Here is a 24,084-nt window from a genome sequence, read left to right as displayed (position 1 = left end):
GGGGACATGACCTTGAGCACCCCCCTGCTTGCGGCGGCTCCGCTGGTGGCGGGGCTGATGGGCCCCGCACTCATCGGCGCGGCCACCGGCCCGCGGCAGGCAGATCCCGTCGTCCCGGCGTCCCATCCGGCCCGGCAACTGGCCGCCGGATCGGCCGCCCCGCCCGCCAGGCGCGTCCCCGAACGCGTGGTCGAGCACGTCGCCGCGCGCACCGCGGCCGAGCAGCAGCGCGTGCTCGACTACTGGACGCCGCAGCGCATGGCCGGGGCACTGCCCATCAACCTGCTCGACCTGGTGACCGACGGTGACGGCCTGCTCGGCGAGCTGACCGGCCGGCCGCTCCCGAAGTCCGGGCAGGGGGCCGCGCGGACCCTGCCCGCGCCCGCCGCCTCCAAGCTGCCCATGCCGCGCCCGCAGGCGGCGGCAGCGCCCTCGGCCAGCACGATCGGCGCCCGCTGGGGCGCGGGCGGCGCGGTCTCCAGGACCACCGGGCGGGTGTTCATGACGCTCAACGGCGCCGACTTCGTCTGCTCGGCCAGCACCGTGAAGAGCGCCAACCGTGACGTCGTCGTCACCGCCGGCCACTGCGTCAAGGACGGCGCCGGCGAATGGGCCCAGAACTGGACGTTCGTGCCGGGCTACGGCAGCCGCGGCGGGCAGCCGTACGGCCGCTACGCCGCGCGCCGCATGTTCGTGGCCGGCTCGTGGGCGCGCAAGGCCGACGACGACTACGACATCGGCATGGTCGCGCTCGCCACCTCGGGCGGGCGGCACGCGGGCGACGTGGTGGGCGCCCAGGAGATCGGCTTCAACGTGCCGCGCGGCGGCCAGGCGTACGGCTTCGGCTATCCCGCGGACCCGCCGTACCGTGGCGACCGCCTGGTCTACTGCGCGGGGCGGCTGCGTGACGACCCGTACAAGCAGACCCGCGACCAGGGGCTCGGCTGCGACATGACGGCCGGCTCCAGCGGCGGCCCCTGGCTGACCGGCTTCGACCCGGCCACCGGACGCGGCCGGATCACCTCGCTGAGCAGCTTCAAGTACACCGACGACGCGCGCACGATGTACGGCCCGTACTTCGGCGCCGCCGCCAAGGCCCTTTACGACACCGCACAACGCGCCTGAGCAGAGAGCTGTCACGTTCTGTCATCGTGACATTACAGAATGGCAAGCTTTTCGCCATACCCGCGGTCTTCGCCCGTGACCCACGGGAGCATCGCAGGACCTGATGACAGGAGGGGGCCGGGTGAAGAGGGTACTTGGGATGGTCGCCGGGATGGCGGTCCTGGTCGCGCTGGTCGCGAGCGTGGAGCAGCCGGCGATGGCCGGGAACACCGCCGTGGGGACGGCGCGGGTGGCGCCCGCGGTCTGGAGCGCGTGTCCCCGGGTGGCGGGCAAGGCGGCCGACGCCGCGCTGGAGTGCGCCACCGTTCAGGTGCCGCTCGACTACAGCCGGCCCACGGGCGAGTCGATCAAGCTGGCGATCAACCGGATCAAGGCCAGGACGACGCGGAGCGCCGACCGCCTGGGCGCGCTGCTGATCAACCCCGGCGGGCCGGGGGCGTCCGGGCGGGCGCTGACCGAGTACGTCGCCGCCGGGCTGCCGGCCGGCGTGCGCGAGCGCTACGACATCATCGGCTTCGACCCGCGCGGCGTCGGCGGCAGCGAGCCGGCGGTGCACTGCGTGGACCCGGAGGTCTTCTACCAGGCGCCGCGCCAGGACGCCGTGCCGCACGGCGTGGCCGACGAGCAGCGGCTGCTGGCGAGGGCCGCCGAGTACGCCCGCAGCTGCGGCGAGCGTTACTCCTGGCTGCTGCCGCACCTCACCACCGAGAACGCGGCCAGGGACCTCGACCAGATCCGCGCCGCCCTCGGCGAGGCGAAGATCAGCTATCTGGGCTTCTCGTACGGCAGCTACCTCGGCGCCGTCTACGCCACGCTGTTCCCCAAGCGGGTCAAGCGGCTGGTCCTGGACAGCAACGTGGACCCGACCGCGGTCTGGTACCGCTCCAACCTGGCCCAGGACCACTCCTTCGAACGCCGCCACCGCCAGTTCCTCACCTGGACCGCCGAGCACAACGACGTCTACAAGCTGGGCCGTACGCTCAAGCAGACGCAGTTCGCCTACTACGCGATGCGCGACCGGCTGCGCACCCGGCCGGCGGGCGGCCTCATCGGGCCGAGCGAGCTGGACGACACCTTCACCCTGGCCGGCTACAGCGACCGGCTCTGGCCGCAGTTCGCGCAGGCGTGGTCCGACTACGTCCGGCAGGGGGACACGAAGGGGCTGATCGACCTCTACGACAAACACGGCAAGAACGACGTGGACGACGAGAACGGCTACGCCGTCTACCTCGGCGTCCAGTGCCGCGACGCGCAATGGCCGCGCCAGTGGTCCAAGTGGCGGACCGACATGACCGAGGCGCACCGCACCGCGCCCTTCCTGACCTGGCCGAACGCCTGGTTCAACGCCCCGTGCGCCTTCTGGCCGGTGTCCGGCGGCACCCCGGTGGACGTGCGCGGCTCGGCGAAGCTGCCGCCGGTCCTCATGCTGCAGGCGCGCGACGACGCCCCGACCCCGTACGAGGGGGCGCTGCGGATGCGGCGGCTCTTCCCGACCGCGAGGATGGTCGTGGACCAGGGCGGCAACCACGGGGTGGCGCTGTCCGGCAACCGGTGCGTGGACCGGCATCTGGCCGCCTACCTGCGTGACGGCACGCTGCCGCGGCGCGACGCGACGTGCGCCGCGCTGCCCGCGCCGCGCCCCGCCGAGCGGATGGCGGCCCACCGCGCCACGGCCCCGACGTCGTCCGGCGCGGGAGGACTTCTGGGCGTTCTCGGCCTGCTGGGGCTGCCGTCACTGAAATGACGTCAAGAATGGGTCACTGTGGGCAGCGCCGGATGAGCTAATCGGTGACCCTTCGCGTAGTCTGACCATGTGATGCTGCGTACCTCGGCGTCGCGCGTGCTGGACGACAGCGACCGGGACGAAGTCCTCGCCCTGCTGGACACCGATCCGGTCGCCAACGTCTTCGTCTCCTCCCGGGTGCGGGCCGTCGGACTCAATCCGGCGCGGCTCGGCGGGCAGATGTGGGGGTTCGGGCCGCGCGGAGCCCTCGTCTCGCTCTGTTACGCCGGAGCCAACATGGTGCCGGTCAACGCCGGGCCCGAGGCGGTCCACGCGTTCGCCGACCGCGCCCGCAGGCAGGGGCGGCGCTGCTCGTCCATCGTCGGCCCGGTCGACGCCGTGTCGTTGCTGTGGGAGCGGCTGGAGCCGCACTGGGGCCGGGCGCGGGCCATCCGCTGGGCGCAGCCGGTCATGGCGATCTCGCGCAAGCCGTCGGTGCCCGTGGATCCGTGGGTGCGCCGGGTGCGGCCCGAGGAGTTCGACATCCTGCTGCCGGCGTGCGTGGCCATGTTCACCGAGGAGGTCGGCGTCTCGCCCAACCTGGGCGACGGCGGCGCGCTCTACCGCACGCGGGTCGCCGAGCTGATCAGGATCGGCCGCTCCTACGCGCGCATCGAGGACGGCCGGGTCGTCTTCAAGGCGGAGGTGGGGGCGGTCACGCCGCAGGCGTGCCAGATCCAGGGCGTGTGGGTGGACCCGGAGCTGCGCGGGCGCGGGCACGCCGTGGCCGGGATGGCGGCGGTCGTGGAGGCCGCCAGGGAGTGCTTCGCCCCCGTGGTCAGCCTCTACGTCAACGACTACAACCGCTCGGCCCGCGCGGTCTACAAGAAGGTGGGCTTCACCGAGGTCGACACCTTCATGTCGGTGCTTTTCTAGACGCGTACCAGCTTGTCGAACAGGCGGGCCAGCTCGGTGTCCGGGTCGGCCGTGAGTCCCGCGTGCACGGGGCCGGACTGCACGATCGTGCTGCGCGGCGCGGTCAGCCAGCGGAACCTGCCGCCCAGCGGTTCGGCCGCGAGCGGGCCGGGACGCTCGCCGCAGGCCAGCTCGTACGCGGTGAGCGCCCGCCGCACCGCGTCCACGTCCGCCGACGGGTCGAGCGCCCGCAGCCGGGCCGCGTCCAGCTCGACGCGGGCGCACAGGTAGCCGCGCGGCTGGCAGTAGAGCAGCACGCCCACGTTGATCTGCTCGCCCCGCTCGACCTTGGGGATGACGCGGATCACCGCGTACTCGTAGACGTCCCTGCTCATCGGCCGCCTCCCCGCCAGAACTCGCCGACCGAACCCGGCCCGGAACGCTGCTCCCGCCGCTCGCCGCGCACCAGCCACCCGCCAGGCCCGTGGGCGCGGGCCAGCAGGTGCTCGACGTACGCCGCCCGCACCGCGGCCGGTCCGTCGAAGCCCGGCTCGCCGGCCAGCCACTCGTCGGGCACCAGCGCGGTCACGGTCTCCAGCAGCTCGCGGGTGATCCTACCGGCGAGGCGGGCGCCGGCGGCGGTGACGTCGCCGGCGTAGGGGGCCAGCACGTGGTCGGCGGCGTCGAACGGCCGCTGCGGGTCGGCGGTCGGCCAGTTGTGGTGGAACCACAGGGACGCGCCGTGGTCGATCAGCCAGGTGTCGCGGTGCCAGATGAGCAGGTTGGGGTTGCGCCAGCTCCGGTCGATGTTGTGGATGAGACCGTCGAACCACACCACCCGCGCCGCGAACACCGGGTCGGCCGCCCACGCCAGCGGCTCGAACCCGAGCGCGCCCGGCAGGAAATCGACCGCCAGGTTGAGCCCCGCGCTGGCCTTGAGGAGGTCCTGGACCTCCTCGTCGGGCTCGCGGGCGCCGAGCTGCGGATCGATGTCGATGAGCTTGAGCTCGGGGGTGCGCAGCCCCAGCCTGCGGGCCAGCTCGCCGGCGATGATCTCGGCGACCAGGACGCGGCGGCCCTGCCCCGCCTCGCGGAACTTGACGACGTAGGTGCCCAGGTCGTCGGCCTCGACGACGCCGGGCAGCGAGCCGCCCTCCCGCAGCGGGGTGACGTAACGGGTGGCTGCGATCCTATCCAGCACGACACGAGGCTATCGCCCATCGGAGGCACTTTCGTCCCTCGGGCGTCACGGCCTCCCGCCCCGGCCGGGCGGGAGGCGCGGGCGAGGAGGTCTGACCCGGCCAGGGAGGGGAGCGGCCGGGTCAGAGCTTGGCGATGACCTCCTCGGCGAAGCGCTCCATGGTCGCGAGCTTGAGCTCCAGCGTGCCCTCGCCGTGCCTGGCCTTCTCCTCCGGCGTGGCGAGCCACCAGGGGGCGGACAGCGTGCCGGTCACGCCCTTGGCGGCGTAGCGGCGGTAGGTCGCGGCGTCGGGCAGCTCGGCCAGGGGCGCGATGATCTCGAACGGCTCGCCGTCCCTGCCGTGCTCGGCCAGCAGCCGGCGCAGGGTGGCGAGCACCGGGTCGAGCTCGTCCTCGCTGTAGATGCGGTTGCCGATCCAGCCGTCGCCGAGCCGGGCGGCGCGGCGCAGGGCGGCCTCGCTGTCGCCGCCGACGTACACCGGGATCGGCCCGGCCGGGGTCGGCGAGATCGACAGCTCGGGCAGGCCGTCGAGCGTGACCTGCTCGCCCGCCCACAGCGCCCGCAGCACCGGCAGCATGGCGTCCAGGCGCCGGCCGCGCGTGTGGAAGTCCTGCCCGGTGCCGACGAACTCCTCCTTGCACCAGCCCACCCCGACCCCGAACGTCACCCGGTCGCCCGACAGCACCGCCGCCGTGGAGACCTGCTTGGCCACGGTGAACAGGTCGCGGGCGGGCGCGATGTAGACGTTGGGCGAGAAGCGCAGCGTGGTGGTGACCGCTGCCATCGCCCCGATCGTCACCCACACGTCCGGCCAGTGCGTGGCCGCGTCCCAGCGGGGCCGCCCCGAGCGTGAGTAGGGGTAGGGCGTGTCGAAGTCGGCGTAGAAGAGGTGGTCGGAGAGCGTCAGCGTGTCGAACCCGCAGCGCTCGGCGGCCCGTGCCAGCTCGGTGAACTGGCCGGTGTCGACGAAGGAGGCGGCCAGCCAGATCTTCATCGCGGCTCCCTCGCTCATCGGAATTCCGGGGCGACCTTGGTGGCGAACAGTTCGAGGTTGCGCTTGACCGTGTCGAGCGGCAGCACGCCCTGCTGGCCCTGCATGTAGAGGCCGAACCACTCCAGGTCGGGCATCCGGTCGAGCATGCGCTGGATGCCGCGCTTGACGTCGTCAGGGGTGCCGAACAGCGCCATCTCGACGTCCTTCATGCGGTTGGCGTCGCCCTTCTCCGGCGAGATGGGCTTGTGCTTCTCGTCCTCCTTCTTGCGCAGCACCTCCAGGTAGCCGAAGGGGCCGAAGAAGGCGGCGAAGTCCTTGGGGATGCTGCGGCCGAAGGTGTTGATGGCCTGCTCGGTGGTGTCCGCGATGCCGACGATCTTGAGGATGCCGGTGTGCTCGCCCAGCTTGTAGTCGCGGCCCTGGCGGGCGGACTCCTCCTGGTAGAGCTTGGCCTTGGCGGCGTGGTCGTCGGGGTTGGGGGTGAACATCCACGGCAGGATGTTCTCCTGGGCCGCCCTGATGACCGACCGGTCCGAGATGGTGAACGGCTGCCACAGCTCCGGGTGGGGGTTCTGGTAGGGGCGGGGGCAGACGGAGACGGAGACGACCTTGCCGTCCTCGTCCAGCTCGCCGGGCGCGCCGAAGGTCTTCGTCCACTCCTGGGCGGGCCAGCCCTCGATGCCCTCGTACGGGTAGGGCACCTGGTAGTCCAGCACGTCCGACTTGTAGCGGATCGTCTCCTGGGTCCACGCCATCTTCATGATCTTCAGCACCTCGCCGAAGACGTCGAAGTTGCGCGTGTCGGAGGCCGAGCCGTCGGAGCGGGCGGCGGCGGCGTGCCAGCGCTGGCCGAGCACGTTCATCCAGCGGTTCTGGTAGCCGCGGGCCACGCCCAGCCGCAGCCGGCCCTTGCTGAACTGGTCGAGCAGCGCCACGTCCTCGGCCGCCCTGATCGGGTCCCAGGCGGGCAGCACCAGGCCGAGGGGGGCGAGCAGGATGCGTTCCGTGCGGGCGGCGAGGTCGGTGAGGAACATCAGCGGGTTGACCGAGAACTCCATCCCCTCGGAGTGGAAGTGGTGCTCGGTCATCATCAGCGCGTCGAACCCGAGCTGGTCGGCCAGCACCGCTATCTCCCGCACCTCGTGCAGCAGATTCTGGTACGACTCCGTGTCCCGCCCGATGGGGCGCTTGGCCTTGGCGTTCTCCTCGGCCGCGTATCCGGAGCCTGGAATCTGCGGGTTCAGGAAGATGGAAAACTTCACCGGGGACCTCTTTCCGCGGAGTGTTCCTACGCAAGGTACTCTGGAAATCTTAGCCGAGCAATCGCTTGGTTAACTACAAGGAGGGCCCATGAGGCTGGGCGTCACCATGTTCGCCACGGATCTCGCCATGCCGATCGACGAGCTGGCCAGAGCGGCCGAGGAGCGCGGGTTCTCCTCTCTCTACGTGCCCGAACACACCCACATCCCCGTCTCCCGCCGCACCCCCTACCCCGGCGCGGCCGGCGGCGAGCTGCCCGAGGAGTACCGGCGGACCCTCGACCCGCTCGTGGCCCTCTCCTTCGCCGCCGCCGCCACCCGTACGATCGAGGTCGGCACAGGCATCCTGCTCGCCGCCCAGCGCGACCCCATCGTCACCGCCAAGGCCATCGCCTCGCTCGACCACCTGTCCGGCGGGCGGGTGACGATCGGCGTCGGGTTCGGCTGGAACGTCGAGGAGATCGAGAACCACGGTGTCCCGTACGCCGGCCGCCGCGACATCGCCCGCCGGCACGTCCTCGCCATGCAGGCGCTCTGGCGCGACGAGGCCGCCTCCTTCGACGGCCTGCTGGACGGGGTCGAGCCGGCCTGGTCCTGGCCCAAGCCGCGCCGCCGCCCGCCGGTCTACCTCGGGGGCGCGGCCGGGCCGAAGCTCTTCGCCCACGTCGCCGAGTACGCCGACGGCTGGATGCCCATCGGCGGCAAGGGCGTCAAGGCCGCGCTGCCCGCGCTCCGCGAGGCGTGCGAGCGGGCCGGGCGCCCGCCGGCCCGCGTCATCCCGTTCGGCACCCTGCCCACCGCCGAGAAGCTCGACCACTACGCCGCGCTCGGCGTCGAGGAGGTCGTGGCCGGCCTGCCGAGCGGCCCGGCCGACGAAGTGCTGCCGGTCCTCGACCATTACGCCCAACTGATCGCGTAGACGGCATAATGCCGGAGCATGTCCGAGTTACGTCCCGACGACCCGCGCCATCTGGGGTCCTACCGGTTGTCGCGACGGCTCGGGCAGGGCGGGCAGGGCGTCGTCTACCTCGGCCACTCGCCGCAGGGCGCGCAGGTCGCGGTCAAGCTGCTGCACGCCGGACTCTCCGCCGACCCCGCCGTGCGGCGGCGCTTCCTCGGCGAGGTCGAGGCCGTCCGGCGGGTGGCCGCGTTCTGCACCGCCCAGCTCCTCGACGCCGACCTCGAAGGCGACCGCCCCTACCTGGTCAGCGAGTACGTCGAGGGACCGTCGCTGCGCGAGCACGTCGCCGCCAGGGGGCCGGCGCTCGGCGGCTCACTGGAACGGCTGGCCATCGGCACCGCCACCGCGCTCGGCGCCATCCACCGGGCCGGGGTGGTGCACCGGGACTTCAAGCCCGGCAACGTGCTGCTCGGCCTGGACGGGCCCCGCGTCATCGACTTCGGCATCTCGCGCCTGGTGGGCACCACGGTCACCACCGGGATCTCGCCCGTCGGGACCCCTGCTTATCTGCCGCCCGAGCGGATCAACGGCGAGGGCGCCGGGCCGCCGGCCGACCTTTGGGCGTGGGCGCTGACGGTGGCGTACACGGCGAGCGGGCGGCACGCGTACACAGGGGAGACCTATCAGGAGGTGCTGGCCAGGATCCTGTTCGGCAAGCCCGACCTGGGGCCGCTCGCCGGGCGGCTGCGGGAGATCGTCGAGGCGTGCCTCGCGCGGGAGCCCGGTGACCGGCCGGACGCGGAGGAGGTGCTGCGGCGGCTGCTGGGGCAGGACGGGTCGGGTGGGGACGTCCTGACCTCGGGCGCGATGGCCGCCATCACCCCGCGCTCCGCTCCCGCCGCCTCGGGCTCCGCTCCCGCCGCCTCGGGCTCCGCTCCCGTCACCTCGGGCTTTGCCACCATCGCCCCGCTTTCTGCCACCACCCCGGACGCGGCCCTCGCCGACCCGGTCCAGACCACCGCCTTCCCGGCCGTCACCGGGACCGCCCTCGCTCCCGAGCCCCGGCCGGCGCGGCAGCGGCGGCCCCGGGCGTGGCAGGTGGCCGTCGGGCTGGCCGGGCTGGGGATGGCGGTCGCCGGGGCCTTCTTCTGGCTCCAGGGCGCGCAGGCCCCCGGCCTGGCCGGCACCTGGACAGGATCGGCCGAGCACGCCACGGCCCAGCGGGTGTTCCCGGTGGAGCTGCGCCTCGGCGAGGACGGCTCGGGCACCATGCGCTGGGGCAGCGACCTGCACTGCTCGGGCCGCGTCGGCCGCGAAGGCGACGGCGGGACGGTGTACGCACTCCACGAGGTCGCGGGCGAGGCGTGCTATCCGGGGACGCTGCGGCTGCTGCCCACCGCGTACGCCGACCAGCTCGCCATCAAGGTGACGCGCGAGGGCCAGGAAGAAGTGACGTATTCGGGCACCGTGACGCGCGCTTCCTGACGGGCGAGTATCACGGTCAGGTGGCATTGTCCTGCGCGAGGTTGACTGCGAGCAACCGGTTGCTTCCACTGGTAAGCAGGAACGGGTGGCGGCGAGGGGAGGCACCCGGTGCCAACGGCACAGCCGCTCAGGACGGGGGACCCGGCCCGGCTCGGAGCGTACGAGCTGTCCGGGCGCCTCGGGGAGGGCGGCCAGGGCGTCGTGTTCCTCGGCGCGAGGGACGGCGAGGCGTACGCGGTCAAGCTGCTCCACGGGCCGGTGGGCGACGAGCGGGCGGCGTTCCTGCGCGAGGTCGAGCTGGCCAAGCACGTGGCGAGGTTCTGCACGGCGCAGGTCATCGACGCCGGGTTCGACGAGGGCCGGGCGTACATCGTCAGCGAGTACGTGGACGGGCCGTCCCTGGCCCGCGAGGTCGCGCTGACCGGGCCGCGGCGCGGCGGCGCGCTGGAGCGGCTGGCGGTCGGCACGGCCACCGCGATCACCGCGATCCACCGGGCGGGCATCGTCCACCGTGACTTCAAGCCCCAGAACGTGCTGCTCGGGTCCGACGGGCCGCGCGTGATCGACTTCGGGCTGGCCCGCGCCCTCGACGCGGCGGCGACGGTGAGCGGCAGGGGGGTGGGGACGCCGGCGTACATGGCGCCGGAGCAGATCACCGCGTCGGCCGTCACCGGGAAGGCGGACGTGTTCTCGTGGGCCGCGACCATGTGCTTCGCCGCCAACGCGACGGCCCCGTTCGGGCAGGACTCGGTGGCGCCGGTCCTGCACCGCATCCTCACCGCTCCGCCCGAGCTCGGCCGGCTGGAGGGGCGGCTGCGGGCGCTGGTGGAGGCGTGCCTGGAGAAGGACGCCAGGAACCGGCCGGGGAGCAGGGAGCTGCTGTTCGAGCTGCTTGGGGAGTCGTCGGCGGCGGCACTGCCCTCCGAGGTCCTCGCCACCCCGCCCCCGCACATCCTCCGCGCCCAGCCCCCGCCGGACCCGCCTGCCCAGGCCCTGGTGCCCGAGCAGCGGGTGCCGGTCGCCGAGCCCGAGGCCACCGGCACCCCGGGCGGCTACGTTCTCCCCGGGGGAGACGACCCCAGCGAGCCCGCCTCCCCGGGCGCCTCGGCCTCCTCGGCTTCACCCGCTCCCACGTCCCCGGCCGCCGGGCGAGGCGGGGCGGGGATGGGGCTGGCCGGGCAGAGCGAGTCGGAGACGGGGCCGGCTGAGCAGGGCGGGTTGGGGATGGTTCCGGCCGGGCGGGACGGGTCGGACATGGTTCCGGCCGGGCGGGACGGGTCGGGGATGGGGCCGGATGGGCGGGGCCGGTTGGGGACGGGGCCGCCCAGGAAGGGCGGGCCGGGGGCGGGGGCGCCCGGAGGTGGCCGGCTGCGGGTCGCCGGGGATCCTGCCAGGAGGACGGGATGGTTGCGGGCGGCGCTCGCCGTCTCCGTGGCCCTGCTGGTGACCGCGACCGTGCTGCTCGCCGTCCTCGTCCCCACCATCGGCAGGAACGGCCAGGCCGCGCAGGTGGCCGGTCCGGTGGCAGGGACCCGGCCCGTGACGTCCGGGCCCCGCACCACGAAACCGCCGTCCACCGCCGGCCCGCCCCGGCAGGGCCAGCGGAACCAGCCCGCCGACCGCACCCAGCCCCGGCCAGGTACGAACCCCGCCACCAACCCCGCCACCCTCCCGGGCACCGCCGGGCCGCCCCCGGTGACCGTCCCGGCGCTGACCGGGCTGGACCGGGCCGCGGCGGTCAAGGCCATCAAGCGGGCTGGTCTCGTCCCCGGCGCGGTGACCCAGGCCGACTCGCCGGAGAAGATCGGCAAGGTGCTGTCCAGCGAGCCCGCCGCCGGCGCGCGGGCGGCCAAGGGCACGGCGGTGGCGCTCCGGGTGTCGGCGGGGGTTCCCGTCCCGGCCGTGGCCGGGCAGCAGCGCGAGGCCGCCCTGTCCGCCCTGGCCGCCGCGGGCCTCAAGGCGGGCGCGGTCACCCGTACGTGCTCGGCCAAGCCGGACGACAGCGTCATCGCCGCGCGGCCCGAGCCGGGCACGCGCGTCGCGGGCGGCACGGCGGTGGCGCTGACCGTGTCGCGGGAGGGCGTGAGCGTCCCCTCGGTGGTCGGCCGGTCCCGCGCGGACGCCCGCGCCGCGCTCCGGGGCGCCGGCCTCGCCGTACGGGCGCGGGGCCAGGTGGTCGACAACGCGTCACAGGTGGGCCTGGTCATCGCCCAGAGCCTCCAGGCGGGCACGTGCGCCGGATCCGGCGCGGCCGTCGTCCTCACCGTCGGCCTTCAGCGCCAGCCCGCCCCCGACCCCGAGCCCACCGCCACCCCGACGCTCCCGTCCGGCGGCAGCGAGGTCCCCCCGGAGTCCTCCTGAGAAGGCGGTGGGCCGCGAGACCGTCGGGAAGGCGTTCGTGATCCTCCGGGATCGTGGGCTGATCCTCACCAAGCCCGGCAGGGGGTCGGTTGTCCTGCGGCGGGAGTCATAAGGTGCGGACCGCTTCCAGGAGGAACGCCTCGACCTCGTCCTCCGGCAGGTCCATCGTCTTGGCCACGCCCCACTGCAGCGCCCCGAGCAGTGCCCAGCAGCGTACGGTCGTCGCCGGATCCGGGTCCTCCCCGGCCAGCTTGACGAAGATGCCGTCGCGGAAGGTGCGGATCGCCGCCGCCTCCGAGTCGGGCGAGACGGGGGAGACGGCGTCGTCGCCGGCCAGGTCCTCCATGAACAGCCGGATCACCGACCGGTAGCGCACCGCGAACGAGACCAGCGCCGACACGAACGCCTGCCGGTCGGCGTAGTCGTCGCCGAGCAGCGCCAGCATGTCGCCGGCCACCGGCGACAGCAACTCGGACGCCAGCCGGTCCTTGGGGTGGAAGTGGTAGGCGACGGCGGTCTTGGTGAGGCCGACGGCGGCGGCGATGTCGGCGAGTGAGGTGGCGGCGTAGCCGCGCTCGGCGAACAACTCCCTGGCCGCGGCCAGGATCCGGGTGCGCGTGTCGTCGGCTGTGGTCATCGTCTCATTTCCCTGAGGGGGGCAGCCTGCCGGACTGTTCCGGCCTTATCGTATTTTGTACGACCGTACAGGACGGGCGTCGAGGGTGGGGGCGGAGCGATGACGCGGTTGCTGGGTCGGCTGGGCGGCTGGTGCGCGCGGCACGGCGGGATCGTACTCGCATTATGGGTCGTCGTGGCGGCCGGCCTCATGGGAGCGAACCTCGCCTTCCCCAGCCCCACGAGCAACGACGCGAGCATCCCCGGCACCGACGCGCAGCGTGCCCACGACCTCATGAAGGAGGGCTTCGGGCCCGGCTACGACCAGGGCGGGAGCATCCAGCTCCTGGTGTACTCGCCCGACGGCCCGCTGCTGGAGGACAAGCGCAAGCGGGCCGTCGAGGACGCCATCGCGGCCATCCGCCGGGTGCCGCACGTCGACAAGGTGGACACGCCCTTCCGCGTCGGCGGCATCTCCTCGAACCTGCAGATCGGCGTCATCGGCGTCAGGCTCCAGGGCCAGGACCCCAACAAGGTCGCCGAGACGACGCAGACCCTGTCGAAGGCCGCCGACCCCGCGCGCGCCGCCGGGCTGGAGGTCGTCCCCGCCGACAGCTCCAGCCCCGCGGACAAGGAGATCAAGACCGGGCCGAGCGAGATCATCGGCGTGGTGTGCGCGCTGCTGGTGCTGGTGTTCGCGTTCGGGACGCTGGTCGCCGCGCTGGTCCCGATCTTCGCGGCGCTGGTCAGCGTGGCCTCGGGGCTCGGCCTGATCGGGCTGCTCGGCTGGGCCGTGGACATGCCCAAGCAGGCCGGCATCATGGCCACGATGATCGGGCTCGGCGTCGGCATCGACTACGCGCTGTTCCTGCTCTCGCGCCACCGCCGGCTGCTCGCCCAGGGCGTGCCGGTGGTCGAGTCGGTACGCCGCACGGTCGCCAGCTCAGGCGGCGCGGTCGTCTTCGCCGGCGGCACCGTGATCATCGCGTTGAGCGCGCTGCTGCTGGCCGGGTTCCCGCTGCTGGCCACGCTCGGCTGGGTCACCGGCATCTCCGTCGTCGCCGCCGTGCTGACCTCCATCACGCTCGTCCCGGCCCTGCTCGGGCTGCTCGGCCACCGCGTCAACGCGCTCAAGGTGCCCGGCCTGCGCACCGGGGGCTCGGGGGGCGGCGGCTGGGCCGGGCTCGGCTCGTGGGTGGCGCGCCGGCCGTGGCGGGTGCTGCTCGCCAGCGTGGTCGTGCTGGGCGCGCTGGCCGCCCCGGCGCTCGCGCTCAAGCTCGGCTCGCTCGACGAGGGGTACGGCACCCAGGGGTCGGACTCGCGGCGCGCGTACGAGCTGATGGCCACGGCCTTCGGCCCCGGCTCCAACGGCCCGCTCATCGTGGTCGCCGAGCTGCCGGAGAAGGTGAAGGACGCCAAGGACCCGCTGGTCAAGGAGCTCAAGAGCGCGGTCGCGGACGTCGAGGGCGTCGCGCACGTCACCGACCCCAAGGTCAACGACTCGGGCCGCTCGGTGCTGCTCCAGGCGATCCCCGAGTACGCCCCCAGCGACAGCCGGACCGTGGACGTCGTCCACGAGGTCAGGAAGATCGCGCTGCCCGGCGTGGACGTGCACGTCGGCGGCAAGGTCGCGGGGCTCACGGACGCCGGTGACCGCATGGCCGAGCGCACCCCGCTGGTCATCGGCGTGGTGGTGCTGCTCAGCGCGCTGCTGCTGCTGTTCGCCTTCCGGGCACCGGTGGTCGCGATCAAGGCGGCCGTGATGAACCTGGTCTCGCTCGGGGCCGCGTTCGGGGCGCTGGCGCTGGTGTTCTCGATCGGGCTCGGCAGCGGGCTGGTGGGCATGGACGCGCCGGTCAGCTCGTCGTACCTGCAGACGGTCTTCTTCACCGTGCCGATCGAGAGTTATGTGCCGCTGATGCTGTTCGCGGTGCTGTTCGGGCTGTCGATGGACTACGAGGTGTTCCTGCTGACGGCGGTGCGGCAGTCGTACGCGCGGCACGGGCGCAACGCGCGGGCGGTGGCCGAGGGGCTCGGCTCGACCGGGCGGGTCATCACGTCCGCCGCGCTGATCATGGTGGCCGTCTTCGTGGCGTTCATCGCCTATCCGGACGCGCTGGTCAAGACGTTCGGCGTGGGGCTCGCGGTGGCGATCGCGGTGGACGCCACGATCATCCGCGGCTTCCTGGTGCCCGCCACGATGGTGCTGCTCGGCCGGGCCAACTGGTGGTGCCCGCGCTGGCTGGACCGGATCCTGCCGAACCTGTCGGTGGAGGGCCACGAGGAGGACGAGGAGGAGGCCGCGCCGCCGGCCCCCAGGCACCGCCAGCCCGCCGGGGTGTAGGCGTCAGTCGGGGTCGTCGGTGTCGCAGGCGGGCACCCAGCCGGTGACGCCGGTGGCCAGGTTGCGGCCGTGGTGCCACAGGGTGCTCTCGAACGGGCCGCAGTGGTAGAGCTCGTGCTCCTCCGAGCGGTGAAGGGCGAAGCTCTCGCCGGGCTGGCCGAGGCCGACCTGGTCGGAGCTCGCCGTCGGCTCGCTCCGGATGACGACGTCGGGCACGGCGAAGTCGTAGAGGCGGGCGGCGGAGACCGGGGCCGGGCCGCCCAGGGCGAGGAGCCCGAGCAGACCGGCCGTGGCGGTGTGGGTGACGCGCTTGCGTGCCCGCCGCTGTCGTGATTGTTCAGTCACTCACAGTGAATATCACATTCCGCGCCGCCAGCCCAGGTAGCCGCCGTCCAGCGGGCGGGCGTCGAAGCCGTGCTCGCGCAGCACCCGTACGGCCTCGGGCGAGACCACGCAGTACGGTCCGCCGCAGTAGGCCACGATCGAGGCGTCGCGCGGCAGCTCGGCCAGCCGCTCGCGCAGCTCGGCCAGCGGCATCGAGATCGCCCCGGGGACGTGCCCGGCCGCGTAGTCGGCGGCCGGGCGCACGTCGAGGACGAGCGTGGCCGGGTCGGTCAGGCGGCCGGCCAGCTCGCCGGCGGTGACGCCCTCCATCGTGCCGAGCCGGTCGCGTACGGCGTCGCGCAGCCCCGCCAGCCGGTCGTGGGCGAAGCCCTGGAGCTCGCCGAGGAAGCGGGAGACCCGCTCGTCGGCGAGCCGGTAGTAGACCCGGGGGCCGTCCCTCCTGCTGGTCACCAGGTGGGCGGCGCGGAGCTGCTGGAGCTGCGCCGAGGTGTTCTTGAGCGCGACGCCGGCCGCCGCGGCGAGCTCCTCGACCGTGCGCTCGCGCTGGTCGAGCACGTCGAGCAGGCGCAGCCGCACCGGGCTCGCGAGCGCCTTGGAGACGCGGGCGAGCTGCTGGTAGATCGGCTCCTCGGGGAATGCGGACATCAGACCATGTACTGGTCGTGCCGGAGGTAGAGCTCCGTCCACTCCTCGGGCGTGAGCTCCCGGCCGGTGGTGGCGATGTCGGCCAGCTCCTCGAAGTACGCCTCGCGGGGCGCGCCCGGCGTGAACAGGATCAGCATCGAGGCGGGCACGCCGGACTCGTTGCGGAAGGCGTGGATGCCGCCCTCCGGCACGAACAGGAAGTCGCCGGGACGGCCCGTGGCCCACGTGTCGCCGTTGAACAGCTTGATCTCGCCGGACAGCACGTAGAACGACTCGGTGATCGTCCGGTGGAAGTGGGGGCTCGGGCCGGACGGGTTGGGGCCCATCTCCCAGCGGTAGAGGCCGAACGCGCCGCCGGTGGAGTCGCCGGTGCCGAGGTAGTGGACCTGGGTGCCGTTCTCGCCCATCCGGAGGTCGGGGGCGACGTCGCTGGCCCGCAGGACGCCGCCGGTGGTGCCCTTCTCGCCTTCGTAACGGATCGGGGGGTAGGACATTCCGCCTCCTTCTAACGTTCTAAGGAAGCTTAGAATAGCCTAGAACGTGATGACCGTGCGCGCGACGGCCCCCTCCCGTACGTGGGCGACGGCGTCGTTGACCGCGTCGAGCGGGAGGCGTTCGGAGATCAGGCCGTCCAGGTCGAGGCGGCCCCGTTGATGGAGCCCTGCGAGCGTGGGCAGGTCGCGGTGCGGCGCGGCGTCGCCGCCCTGGGTGCCCATGAGGCGGCGGGAGGCGAACAGCAGCCCGGAGTCCAGCTCCACGGGACGCCCCGCCGGCGGGCTGCCCACCATGACCGTCGTGCCGCCCTGCCTCGTGGCGGCGAACGCCTGCGCCAGCACGCCGGGGACGCCGGTCACGTCGAAGGCGTAGTCGGCGCCGCCGCGTACGAGCTCGCCCACCTGCCGTGGGAGGTCGGCGGCGAGCAGGGTGTGGGTGGCGCCGAAGCGCTCGGCCAGCTTGAGCTTGGGCTCGGCCACGTCCGCCGCGACGATCGTGGTCGCGCCCGCCAGCACCGCGCCCTGGACGACGTTGAGCCCCACGCCGCCGCAGCCCACGACCAGGACCGACGAGCCGGGCTCCACCCGGGCGACGTTGAGCACCGCGCCGACGCCGGTGACGACGCCGCAGGCCAGCAGGGCCAGGGCGGCGAAGTCGGCGGTGCCGTCGACCTTGACGCACATGGCCTCGGCGACGACCGCGTACTCGGCGAAGGAGCCGATGCCGATGAAGCGGCGGGTCTCGCGGCCGTCCAGCCGGACGCGGGGCGCGCCGCCCATGATCGCCTGCAGCCGGGCCGGGCCCGAGCACAGGTGGAAGCGTCCCGCGCCGCAGTGCCGGCAGCGCCCGCACGGGCCGTTCATGGCGATGACGACGGGGTCGCCCGGTTTGAGCCCCGTGACTCCCGCGCCGACGCTCTCCACCACGCCCGCGCTCTCGTGCCCGAGGATGAACGGCGGCTCGCGCACGACGGGGCTCTTGCCGTCGATGGCCTTGAGGTCGGAGCCGCACACGCCGGACGCCTTGATCCGTACGCGGACCTCGCCGGGGCCGGGGTCGTCGATCTCCACCTCGCGGATCTCCATGGGGGCCTGGAATCCGGTCAGCACGGCCGCGCGCATCAGCATGCGCCTCACGCTAACCGGGCCGAGTAATTCGAGCAAGCGGTTGCTAGGTAGGCCGTTGACACCCTTTCCCGCCGAATTTACGCTCACCCCAAACCAAGCGAGCGCTAGGCCAAATCATGAGGTGACCATGATCGCACGGCGGGGTGTGACGGCGGTGCTCCTACCGGTGCTCCTACCGGTGCTGCTGGCGGCGGCAGCAGGCTGCGCCGCCCAGCAGAAGGGCGCACCCCGGCAGGAGGGCGGCGCCGCGCCGGGCGTCACCGGCACGACGGTCAAGGTCGGCGGCGTGCTCACCAAGACCAGCGCCAGCGGCTACTCCACCAAGGACGCCGAGATCGGCGCGAAGGCCCGCTTCGAACGGGCCAACGCCGAGGGCGGCGTGCACGGCAGGACGATCGAGTTCATCGGCGCGGAGGACGACGCCCAGGACGCGGCCAAGGGCGACGCCGCCGCCAAGAAGCTCGTGCAGAAGGACCAGGTCTTCGCCCTGGTGCCGGTGCACGCGCCCAACTTCGGCGGCGCGGCCTTCCTGGAGCAGCAGGGCGTGCCGTGGTTCGGCTGGGCCACCGGGCCGCAGTGGTGCGGCACCAGGACCGGCTTCGGCTACAACGGCTGCCTGGCCCCCAAGCAGGGCGACGGCTCCCAGACCTGGTGGGGCCGGCAGATGGCCGAGCTGCTCGGCGGCGCCGAGGGCAAGAGCGTCTACGTCCAGACCAGCGACTCCAGCGGCAGCAAGTACGGCGGCACCACCATCTCCCAGTCCTTCACCGCCGCGGGCTTCGAGCTGGCCGGGGTCGACTCGGGGCTGCCCGCCGCCGCGCCGCCCCCCGACTGGCTCCCGTACGTCAACAAGATCATGACCTCCGACGACGGCGGCCCGCCCGACGTGGTGGTCTCGGTGATCGCCGGCACCAAGTTCAACGTCGGCCTGTACGGCGCGCTCAAGCGGGCCGGATACAAGGGCACGCTCACCGACGCCACCAGCTACGACGTCGCCATACTCAAGGACCCGGCCAGCGCCAGGGCGCTCGACGGCGTGATCGCCGCCCCGATGTTCGAGCCCTTCGAGTCCACCGCCCCCGAGATCGCCCGGCTCAGGCAGGACGTCGAGAAGGTCGCCCCCGGCACCCCGCTCACCCAGCACCTGGCCATCGGCTACTGGGCCGCCGACATCTTCCTCGACCTGCTCGGCAAGACCGGCAAGGACCTCACCAGGGAGAGGTTCCTCGACACGGCCAACGGCTCCTACCTGTACGAGAACCCGGGCTTCGGCCGGATCGAGTACCCCAAGGACCACACCGAGCCGAACGGCTGCGGCGCCCTGGTCAAACTGGAGGGCGGCGCCTTCCAGGTGGCCAAGAGCATGAAGTGCTTCGACAACGTGCCGCTCAAATGATCGTCGGATACGTCCTCAGCGGCCTGGTCACCGGCGGCATCTTCGCGATCATGGGAGCGGGCCTGACGCTCTCCTACGCCGCGACCGGGGTGTTCAACTTCGCCCACGGGGCGCTCGGCTTCCTGGCCGCGCTGCTGTTCCACGAGCTCAACGCCGCCGCCGGGCTGCCCGCCTGGCTCTCGGCGCTGCTCGCGGCCGGGGTGTTCGCGCCCGCGCTCGGCTACGTGCTGCACAAGGCCATGTTCAGGGGCCTCGCCAGGGCCGGGGAGACCGCGCAGATCGTCGCCACCATCGGGCTGACGATCGCGCTGCCGGCACTCGGCCTGCTCGTCGTGGACCTGGCCGGGCTGCCGCCCGCGGACGCCACCTCGCTGCCGCGCGGCGTCGGCCCGCACCCGTCCGTGCCCGTCGGCGTGCTGGGGGTCACGCTCGACACCGACCAGCTCATCACGTTCGGCTTCGCCGTGGTCACCGCGATCGGGCTGTGGGCGTTCCTGCGGCACACCCCGTACGGGCTGCGCATGCGCGCCTGCGTGGACCGGCGGGACCTGGCGGCGCTGCGCGGCATCGACCCGGACGGGACCTCCGCGCTGGCCTGGATGCTCGGCTCCGGCCTCGCCGGGCTCGCCGGGGTGCTCGCGGTCGCGGTGCTCGGGCTGGACGCGACCGCGTACACGGTGCTGCTGTTCGCCTCGGCCACGGCGGCGGTGTTCGGGCGGCTGCGCTCGATCCCGTGGACGTTCGCCGCCGGGCTCGCCCTCGGCGTCGTGCAGAACCTGGTCGCCGGGTACACCGGCTTCCTCCAGGAGGTCACCGGGCTGCGCACCGCCGTGCCGGTCATCCTGCTGTTCGCCGGGCTGGTGCTGCTCAACCGCTCGCGCGAGCGGGTCGCGGGCAGCGCCGCCGAGGACGCCCCGCCGCCGGACCATCTGGCCGGGCTGCCGCCGTGGCGCCGCCGCCTGCCGTGGGCGGCCGGGCTAGCCGGGCTGGCCGTCTTCGCGCTCGCCGCGCCCGCGTACTACGTGGGCGTGGCCGCGCAGGGGCTGGTGCTGGCGCTCATCTTCTGCTCGTTCGTCGTGGTCACCGGGATCGGCGGCATGGTGAACCTGGCGCAGGCCGCCTTCGCCGCGATGGCCGCGCTCACCTGCGGCTGGGCGTTCGCCTCCGGGCTGCCGTTCGCCGCCGCGATCGGGCTGGGCGTGCTCGCGGCGGCGGCCGCCGGGCTGCTCGTGGCGCTGCCCGCGCTGCGTCTCGGCGGGCGGGTGCTGACGCTGGCCACGCTCGCCCTCGCGCTCCTCGCCGACCAGGTGCTCTTCCAGGTGGACGCCTTCAGCAACGGCACCATCGGCTGGCCGCTGCCCGCGCTCGGGCTGGGCCTCGCCGACACCTCCGACCCCCGGGTGCTGGTCGCGGTGCTGCTCGTGCTCATCGGCGGCGTCGCGGTGCTGGTGCGCAACCTGGAACGGTCGGCGTCCGGACGGGCCATCCTCGCCGTGCGCTCGGCCCCGGCCGCCGCCCTCACCTGCGGGCTGTCGCCGACCCGGGCCAAGATCACGCTGTTCGTGCTGGCGTCGGCGATCGCCGGGCTGGGCGGGGTGCTGTACGCGGTCGCGAAGGGCTCGATCACCGCCACCGACCTGCCCGCCTTCTCCGGGTTCGTCTGGCTGGCGATCGTGGTGCTCCAGGGCGTGCGCCGGATCGGCGGCGCGGTGCTCGGCGGGCTCGTCGCGGTCGCCGTGCCCGAGCTGCTGGCCACCTGGGACGTCTCCGCGCACGTCGGGGCGATCCTGTTCGGCCTCGGCGGCATGATCCTGGCCAAACATCCGGACGGCGTGCTCACCCAGCTCGCCGAGCTGCGCCACCGGAAGCCGCCGCCTGCGGAACCGGTCACCGGCCCATCGGTGTCGTCACCGGTCGAGGGCGCGGTCTTCCGGCTGGAGGGCGTCGCCGCCGGGTACGCCGATTCCCCCGTCCTGCGCGGCGTGGACCTCGCCGTCCGCCCCGGCGAGGTCGTCGCGCTGCTCGGCGCGAACGGCGCCGGCAAGTCCACCGCCTGCGCCGTGGCAGCCGGAGACCTGCCGGTCACCGGCGGCCGGATCCTGCTCGACGGCGTGGACGTCACCTCCTGGCCCGCCCACCGCCGCGCCAGGGCGGGAATCCTGCTGGCCCCCGAGGGGCGCGGCGTCTTCCCCGGCCTCACCGTCGAGGAGAACCTGCGCACCTGGCTGCCCGACCCCCGGCCCGTCTACGAGCGGCTGCCGCGCCTCGCCGAGCGCCGCGACGTCCTCGCCGGCGCCCTCTCCGGCGGCGAGCAGCAGCTCCTCACGCTGGCCCCCGCGCTGGTCCGCCCGCCCCGCGTGCTCATCGCCGACGAGCCGTCGCTCGGGCTCGCGCCGCTGCTCGTCCGGCAGGTCTTCGAGGTCTTCGCCGAGCTGCGTGAGCGCGGGGTGGCGCTGCTGCTGGTCGAGGAGAAGGCGACCGAGGCGCTGGCGCTCGCCGACCGGGTGGCGTTCATGCGGCTCGGCCGGATCACCTGGGCCGGGCCTCGGTCGGAGGTCGACGGCGACCGGCTCACGGCCGCGTACCTGGGGGTGGGCTGACGGTGCTGGCGATCGAGGGGGTCTCGGTGGCGTTCGGCGGGGTGCGGGCGCTGGAGGAGGTGTCGTTCGAGGTGCCCGAGGGCCAGGTGTGCGGGGTGATCGGGCCGAACGGGGCCGGCAAGACCACGCTGTTCGACGTGGTGTCCGGGCTGCGGCGGCCCGACACGGGCCGGGTCCGGCTGCGCGGGCGCGACCTGACCGGGACGTCGCCGGCCGCGCGGGCCAGGGCGGGGGTGCGCCGCACGTTCCAGCGCACCCAGGTCTTCGGCCGGCTCACCGTGGCCGACAACGTGCTGGCCGCGCTGGATTGGCACGGGGGTGGAGGCGGGCTCGTCGCCGACCTCGCCGGCTGGCCGGGACGGCGGCGGCGCGAGCGGGAGCGGCGCGAGCGCGTGGCCGAGGTGCTGGAGCTGTGCGGGCTCACGCCGCTGCGCGAGGCGTACGCCGCCGCGCTGCCCGTCGGCCGGCGCAGGCTCGTCGAGCTGGCCAGGGCGCTCGCCGACCGGCCCGCGCTGCTGCTGCTCGACGAGCCCACCTCAGGGCTCGACGCCGCCCAGACCGCCCGGCTCGCCGAGGTCGTCCGGGCGCTGGAGACGACCGTGCTGCTGGTCGAGCACGACATGGGCTTCGTCATGGACGTCTGCGACCGCGTCGTGGTGCTCGACCTCGGCCGGGTCATCGCGGCCGGCGCCCCGGCCGCGGTGCGGGAGGACCCGGTGGTCCGCGCCGCCTACCTGGGCTGAGCGTGCCGCTCGGTGAAGGACAGGATCCGCCGCCAGGCGTCCTGGCAGGCGCTCTCCCACTCCTTGTACGAGCGGTCGAAGAACGAGTGCGGTGCGCCCTCGTACACGTGCTCCTCGTACGGGGTGCCGACGCGCTCCAGCGCCGCCTCGTACGCCGCGAACTGCTCCGGCGTGGAGACCGTGTCCGCGCCGCCGCGCAGCAGCAGGACCGGCGCGCCGGGACCGGTCTCCGGCGCCTGGACGGCCCGCAGCGCGCCGTAGAAGCCGATGCCGCCGGCGATCCCGTTGGTGCCCTCGTGGGCCTGCCGCCAGGAGTGCGCGCCGCCCATGCAGAAGCCGACCGTGAAGACCGGGCCGGGCAGCGCGTCGGTGGCGGCGCGCACGTCGGCGCGGATGCCGTCGGCGTCGAGCTGCTTGACGTGCGTCATGAAGTCGAAGTCGTCGCCGCGGTCGCCGATGCCCGCGGTGCGGCCGAAGTAGTCGATCGCGATCGTACGGAAGCCCGCCTCGGCGAAGCGCAGCGCGAGGTCGCGGTAGAACGGGTGCAGCCCGCGCACGTCCGGCATGATCACGACGCTGCGGCCGTTCGGCTCGGCGGGCTCGGCCCTGAAGGCCATGAAGCGGTTGCCGTCGGCCGCGGTCAGCTCGAACTGCTCGTGCGAGGCCACCTCTCCCTGGACGGGCGGAGCGGGCGGCCTGCTGTCGGTGGAATGGCACATGTCCGCCAGCATGCCGCCAAGGATGACGGATATCCATCTGCGGAGGAGTACGGCCCGGCGTGGCGTGGAAGGGTCACTGACATGACCTATCACCCCAATCTTGATCCCGAGCTTCGCGCCGCGATCGAGGCGGCCCCTATGCCCGTCGTCGACCTCGCGGCCATGACGCTGGAGGATCTGCGGGCGCGGCGCGCGGAGGCCGACGCGTTCGTGGCCGCGGTGCCACGGCCGGAGACCGGCGTGACCATCGAGGACCGGCACGTCCCCGGGCCGGACGACGCGCCCGAGGTGCGGGTGCGGATCTACCGCCCGGCGGGCGGCGGCGGGGAGCGGCCGGGCCTCTACTGGATCCACGGCGGCGGCATGATCATGGGCAGCCCCGAGTTCGACGACGCGATGATGATCGACTACGTGGAGCGGCTGGGGCTGGTCGCGGTCTCCGTGGACTACCGGCTGGCTCCGGAGCACCCGCACCCCGCGCCGGTCGAGGACTGCTACGCGGGGCTGGTGTGGACCGCCAAGTCCGCCGCCGAGCTGGGCATCGACCCGGCCAGGCTGGCGGTGGGCGGGGCCAGCGCGGGCGGCGGGCTCGCGGCGGCGACCGTGCTGCTGGCCCGCGACCGCGGCGGCCCCGAGGTGGCCTTCCAGCTCCTGCTCTGCCCGATGCTGGACGACCGCGACGCCACGCACTCCAGCGAGCAGCACGCCGACGCCGTGGTCTGGAACAGGTCCGCGAACCGCTACGGGTGGCGGGCGCTGCTCGGCGAGCGGGCGGGCGGGCCCGACGTGTCCCCGTACGCGGCCCCGGCGCGGGCCGAGGACCTGTCGGGGCTGCCGCCGGCGTTCATCGACGTGGGCGAGGTGGAGGTGTTCCGCGACGAGGACATGGACTACGCCGTGCGGCTCGCCCGGGCCGGGGTGTCGACCGAGTTCCACCTGTATCCGGGGGCCTTCCACGGGTTCGACATGATGGTGCCGGGCGCGGCGCTGAGCCTCCGGGCGCGGGAGACCAGGATCGCGGCGCTGCGGCGAGCGTACGGGGTCTGAGCTGGAGGCTGGGCAACCAACCAAGCGTGCGCTAGGTTGGTTGC

21 protein-coding genes are annotated in these 24,084 nt (G+C 73.6%); 11 read left to right on the top strand and 10 right to left on the bottom strand.

Annotation, left to right across the window (positions count from 1 at the left end):
- Nucleotides 1-6 precede the first annotated feature (6 nt).
- The 3 genes from AC27IY_RS15365 (at nt 7) to AC27IY_RS15355 (ending at nt 3,784) form a co-directional block, all read left to right on the top strand.
- Nucleotides 7-1,125, top strand: coding sequence for a trypsin-like serine peptidase (locus AC27IY_RS15365; protein WP_487178336.1), 1,119 nt, complete (start codon nt 7-9; stop codon nt 1,123-1,125).
- Between the two features lie 121 nt (nt 1,126-1,246).
- The gene (locus AC27IY_RS15360) at nt 1,247-2,869 is read left to right on the top strand and encodes an alpha/beta hydrolase (RefSeq protein WP_423445522.1); all 1,623 of its coding nucleotides are present in this window, start codon (nt 1,247-1,249) and stop codon (nt 2,867-2,869) included.
- Nucleotides 2,870-2,941: 72 nt separating this feature from the next.
- A complete protein-coding gene (locus AC27IY_RS15355; protein ID WP_329592622.1) occupies nt 2,942-3,784 on the top strand; it encodes a GNAT family N-acetyltransferase in 843 nt (280 codons plus the stop codon).
- Here the strand turns inward: AC27IY_RS15355 and AC27IY_RS15350 are convergent.
- The 4 genes from AC27IY_RS15350 to AC27IY_RS15335 form a co-directional block, all read right to left on the bottom strand.
- Complete coding sequence (locus AC27IY_RS15350) at nt 3,781-4,158, bottom strand: DUF3037 domain-containing protein (protein WP_329583563.1); 378 nt, start codon at nt 4,156-4,158, stop codon at nt 3,781-3,783. The genes AC27IY_RS15355 and AC27IY_RS15350 overlap by 4 nt on opposite strands.
- Nucleotides 4,155-4,964: a HipA family kinase gene (locus AC27IY_RS15345; RefSeq protein ID WP_364450285.1), complete on the bottom strand. Its 810-nt coding sequence runs from the start codon at nt 4,962-4,964 to the stop codon at nt 4,155-4,157. Before AC27IY_RS15345 ends, AC27IY_RS15350 begins: the two co-directional genes overlap by 4 nt.
- Nucleotides 4,965-5,085: 121 nt before the next feature.
- Nucleotides 5,086-5,958, bottom strand: coding sequence for a TIGR03619 family F420-dependent LLM class oxidoreductase (locus AC27IY_RS15340; protein WP_423473813.1), 873 nt, complete (start codon nt 5,956-5,958; stop codon nt 5,086-5,088).
- A gap of 14 nt (nt 5,959-5,972) precedes the next feature.
- On the bottom strand, nt 5,973-7,220 hold the full coding sequence (locus AC27IY_RS15335) for an LLM class flavin-dependent oxidoreductase (protein WP_344205235.1): 1,248 nt from the start codon (nt 7,218-7,220) through the stop codon (nt 5,973-5,975).
- 88 nt (nt 7,221-7,308) lie between these two features.
- Here AC27IY_RS15335 and AC27IY_RS15330 point away from each other — a divergent pair, with 88 nt between their 5' ends.
- The 3 genes from AC27IY_RS15330 (at nt 7,309) to AC27IY_RS15320 (ending at nt 11,964) form a co-directional block, all read left to right on the top strand.
- Nucleotides 7,309-8,136 (top strand): LLM class F420-dependent oxidoreductase, encoded by an 828-nt coding sequence (locus AC27IY_RS15330; RefSeq protein ID WP_423473812.1) that lies wholly within the window; start codon nt 7,309-7,311, stop codon nt 8,134-8,136.
- 18 nt (nt 8,137-8,154) lie between these two features.
- Nucleotides 8,155-9,603, top strand: coding sequence for a serine/threonine-protein kinase (locus AC27IY_RS15325; RefSeq protein ID WP_487178335.1), 1,449 nt, complete (start codon nt 8,155-8,157; stop codon nt 9,601-9,603).
- 108 nt (nt 9,604-9,711) lie between these two features.
- A complete protein-coding gene (locus tag AC27IY_RS15320) occupies nt 9,712-11,964 on the top strand; it encodes a protein kinase domain-containing protein (protein ID WP_487178334.1) in 2,253 nt (750 codons plus the stop codon).
- A gap of 106 nt (nt 11,965-12,070) precedes the next feature.
- Here AC27IY_RS15320 and AC27IY_RS15315 read toward each other — a convergent pair whose 3' ends face one another.
- Nucleotides 12,071-12,601, bottom strand: a complete 531-nt coding sequence (locus tag AC27IY_RS15315; protein ID WP_329583547.1) for a TetR/AcrR family transcriptional regulator — start codon at nt 12,599-12,601, stop codon at nt 12,071-12,073.
- Between the two features lie 99 nt (nt 12,602-12,700).
- On the opposite strand from AC27IY_RS15315, the gene AC27IY_RS15310 reads away from it, so the two are divergent.
- Complete coding sequence (locus tag AC27IY_RS15310) at nt 12,701-14,923, top strand: MMPL family transporter (RefSeq protein WP_487178333.1); 2,223 nt, start codon at nt 12,701-12,703, stop codon at nt 14,921-14,923.
- A gap of 3 nt (nt 14,924-14,926) precedes the next feature.
- Here AC27IY_RS15310 and AC27IY_RS15305 read toward each other — a convergent pair whose 3' ends face one another.
- Genes AC27IY_RS15305 through AC27IY_RS15290 form a run of 4 tightly spaced genes read right to left on the bottom strand, consistent with a single transcriptional unit; the run spans nt 14,927 to nt 17,535 of the window.
- Nucleotides 14,927-15,268, bottom strand: a complete 342-nt coding sequence (locus tag AC27IY_RS15305; RefSeq protein ID WP_487178332.1) for a hypothetical protein — start codon at nt 15,266-15,268, stop codon at nt 14,927-14,929.
- Nucleotides 15,269-15,280: 12 nt separating this feature from the next.
- Complete coding sequence (locus tag AC27IY_RS15300) at nt 15,281-15,913, bottom strand: ArsR/SmtB family transcription factor (protein WP_487178331.1); 633 nt, start codon at nt 15,911-15,913, stop codon at nt 15,281-15,283.
- Nucleotides 15,913-16,407: a cupin domain-containing protein gene (locus AC27IY_RS15295; RefSeq protein ID WP_487178330.1), complete on the bottom strand. Its 495-nt coding sequence runs from the start codon at nt 16,405-16,407 to the stop codon at nt 15,913-15,915. The genes AC27IY_RS15300 and AC27IY_RS15295 overlap by 1 nt, the downstream gene beginning before the upstream one ends.
- 39 nt (nt 16,408-16,446) lie before the next feature.
- Nucleotides 16,447-17,535 (bottom strand): alcohol dehydrogenase catalytic domain-containing protein, encoded by a 1,089-nt coding sequence (locus tag AC27IY_RS15290; protein WP_487178329.1) that lies wholly within the window; start codon nt 17,533-17,535, stop codon nt 16,447-16,449.
- Between the two features lie 127 nt (nt 17,536-17,662).
- Here AC27IY_RS15290 and AC27IY_RS15285 point away from each other — a divergent pair, with 127 nt between their 5' ends.
- The 3 genes from AC27IY_RS15285 to AC27IY_RS15275 are packed head-to-tail and all read left to right on the top strand — an operon-like array spanning nt 17,663 to nt 22,274.
- Nucleotides 17,663-18,931, top strand: coding sequence for an ABC transporter substrate-binding protein (locus AC27IY_RS15285; RefSeq protein WP_487178328.1), 1,269 nt, complete (start codon nt 17,663-17,665; stop codon nt 18,929-18,931).
- Complete coding sequence (locus AC27IY_RS15280; protein WP_487178327.1) at nt 18,928-21,531, top strand: ABC transporter permease subunit; 2,604 nt, start codon at nt 18,928-18,930, stop codon at nt 21,529-21,531. The genes AC27IY_RS15285 and AC27IY_RS15280 overlap by 4 nt, the downstream gene beginning before the upstream one ends.
- Before the next feature lie 2 nt (nt 21,532-21,533).
- On the top strand, nt 21,534-22,274 hold the full coding sequence (locus AC27IY_RS15275) for an ABC transporter ATP-binding protein (RefSeq protein WP_487178326.1): 741 nt from the start codon (nt 21,534-21,536) through the stop codon (nt 22,272-22,274).
- Here AC27IY_RS15275 and AC27IY_RS15270 read toward each other — a convergent pair.
- On the bottom strand, nt 22,262-23,005 hold the full coding sequence (locus AC27IY_RS15270) for a dienelactone hydrolase family protein (protein ID WP_423445500.1): 744 nt from the start codon (nt 23,003-23,005) through the stop codon (nt 22,262-22,264). The genes AC27IY_RS15275 and AC27IY_RS15270 overlap by 13 nt on opposite strands.
- Nucleotides 23,006-23,074: 69 nt before the next feature.
- On the opposite strand from AC27IY_RS15270, the gene AC27IY_RS15265 reads away from it, so the two are divergent.
- Nucleotides 23,075-24,040, top strand: coding sequence for an alpha/beta hydrolase (locus tag AC27IY_RS15265; protein ID WP_423473800.1), 966 nt, complete (start codon nt 23,075-23,077; stop codon nt 24,038-24,040).
- The last annotated feature ends 44 nt before the right edge of the window (nt 24,041-24,084 follow it).

This window comes from Nonomuraea sp. B208, assembly GCF_057536035.1.
The sequence above is the reverse complement of the archived record's forward strand: the minus strand, read 5'-3'. Positions and strand labels throughout refer to the sequence as shown.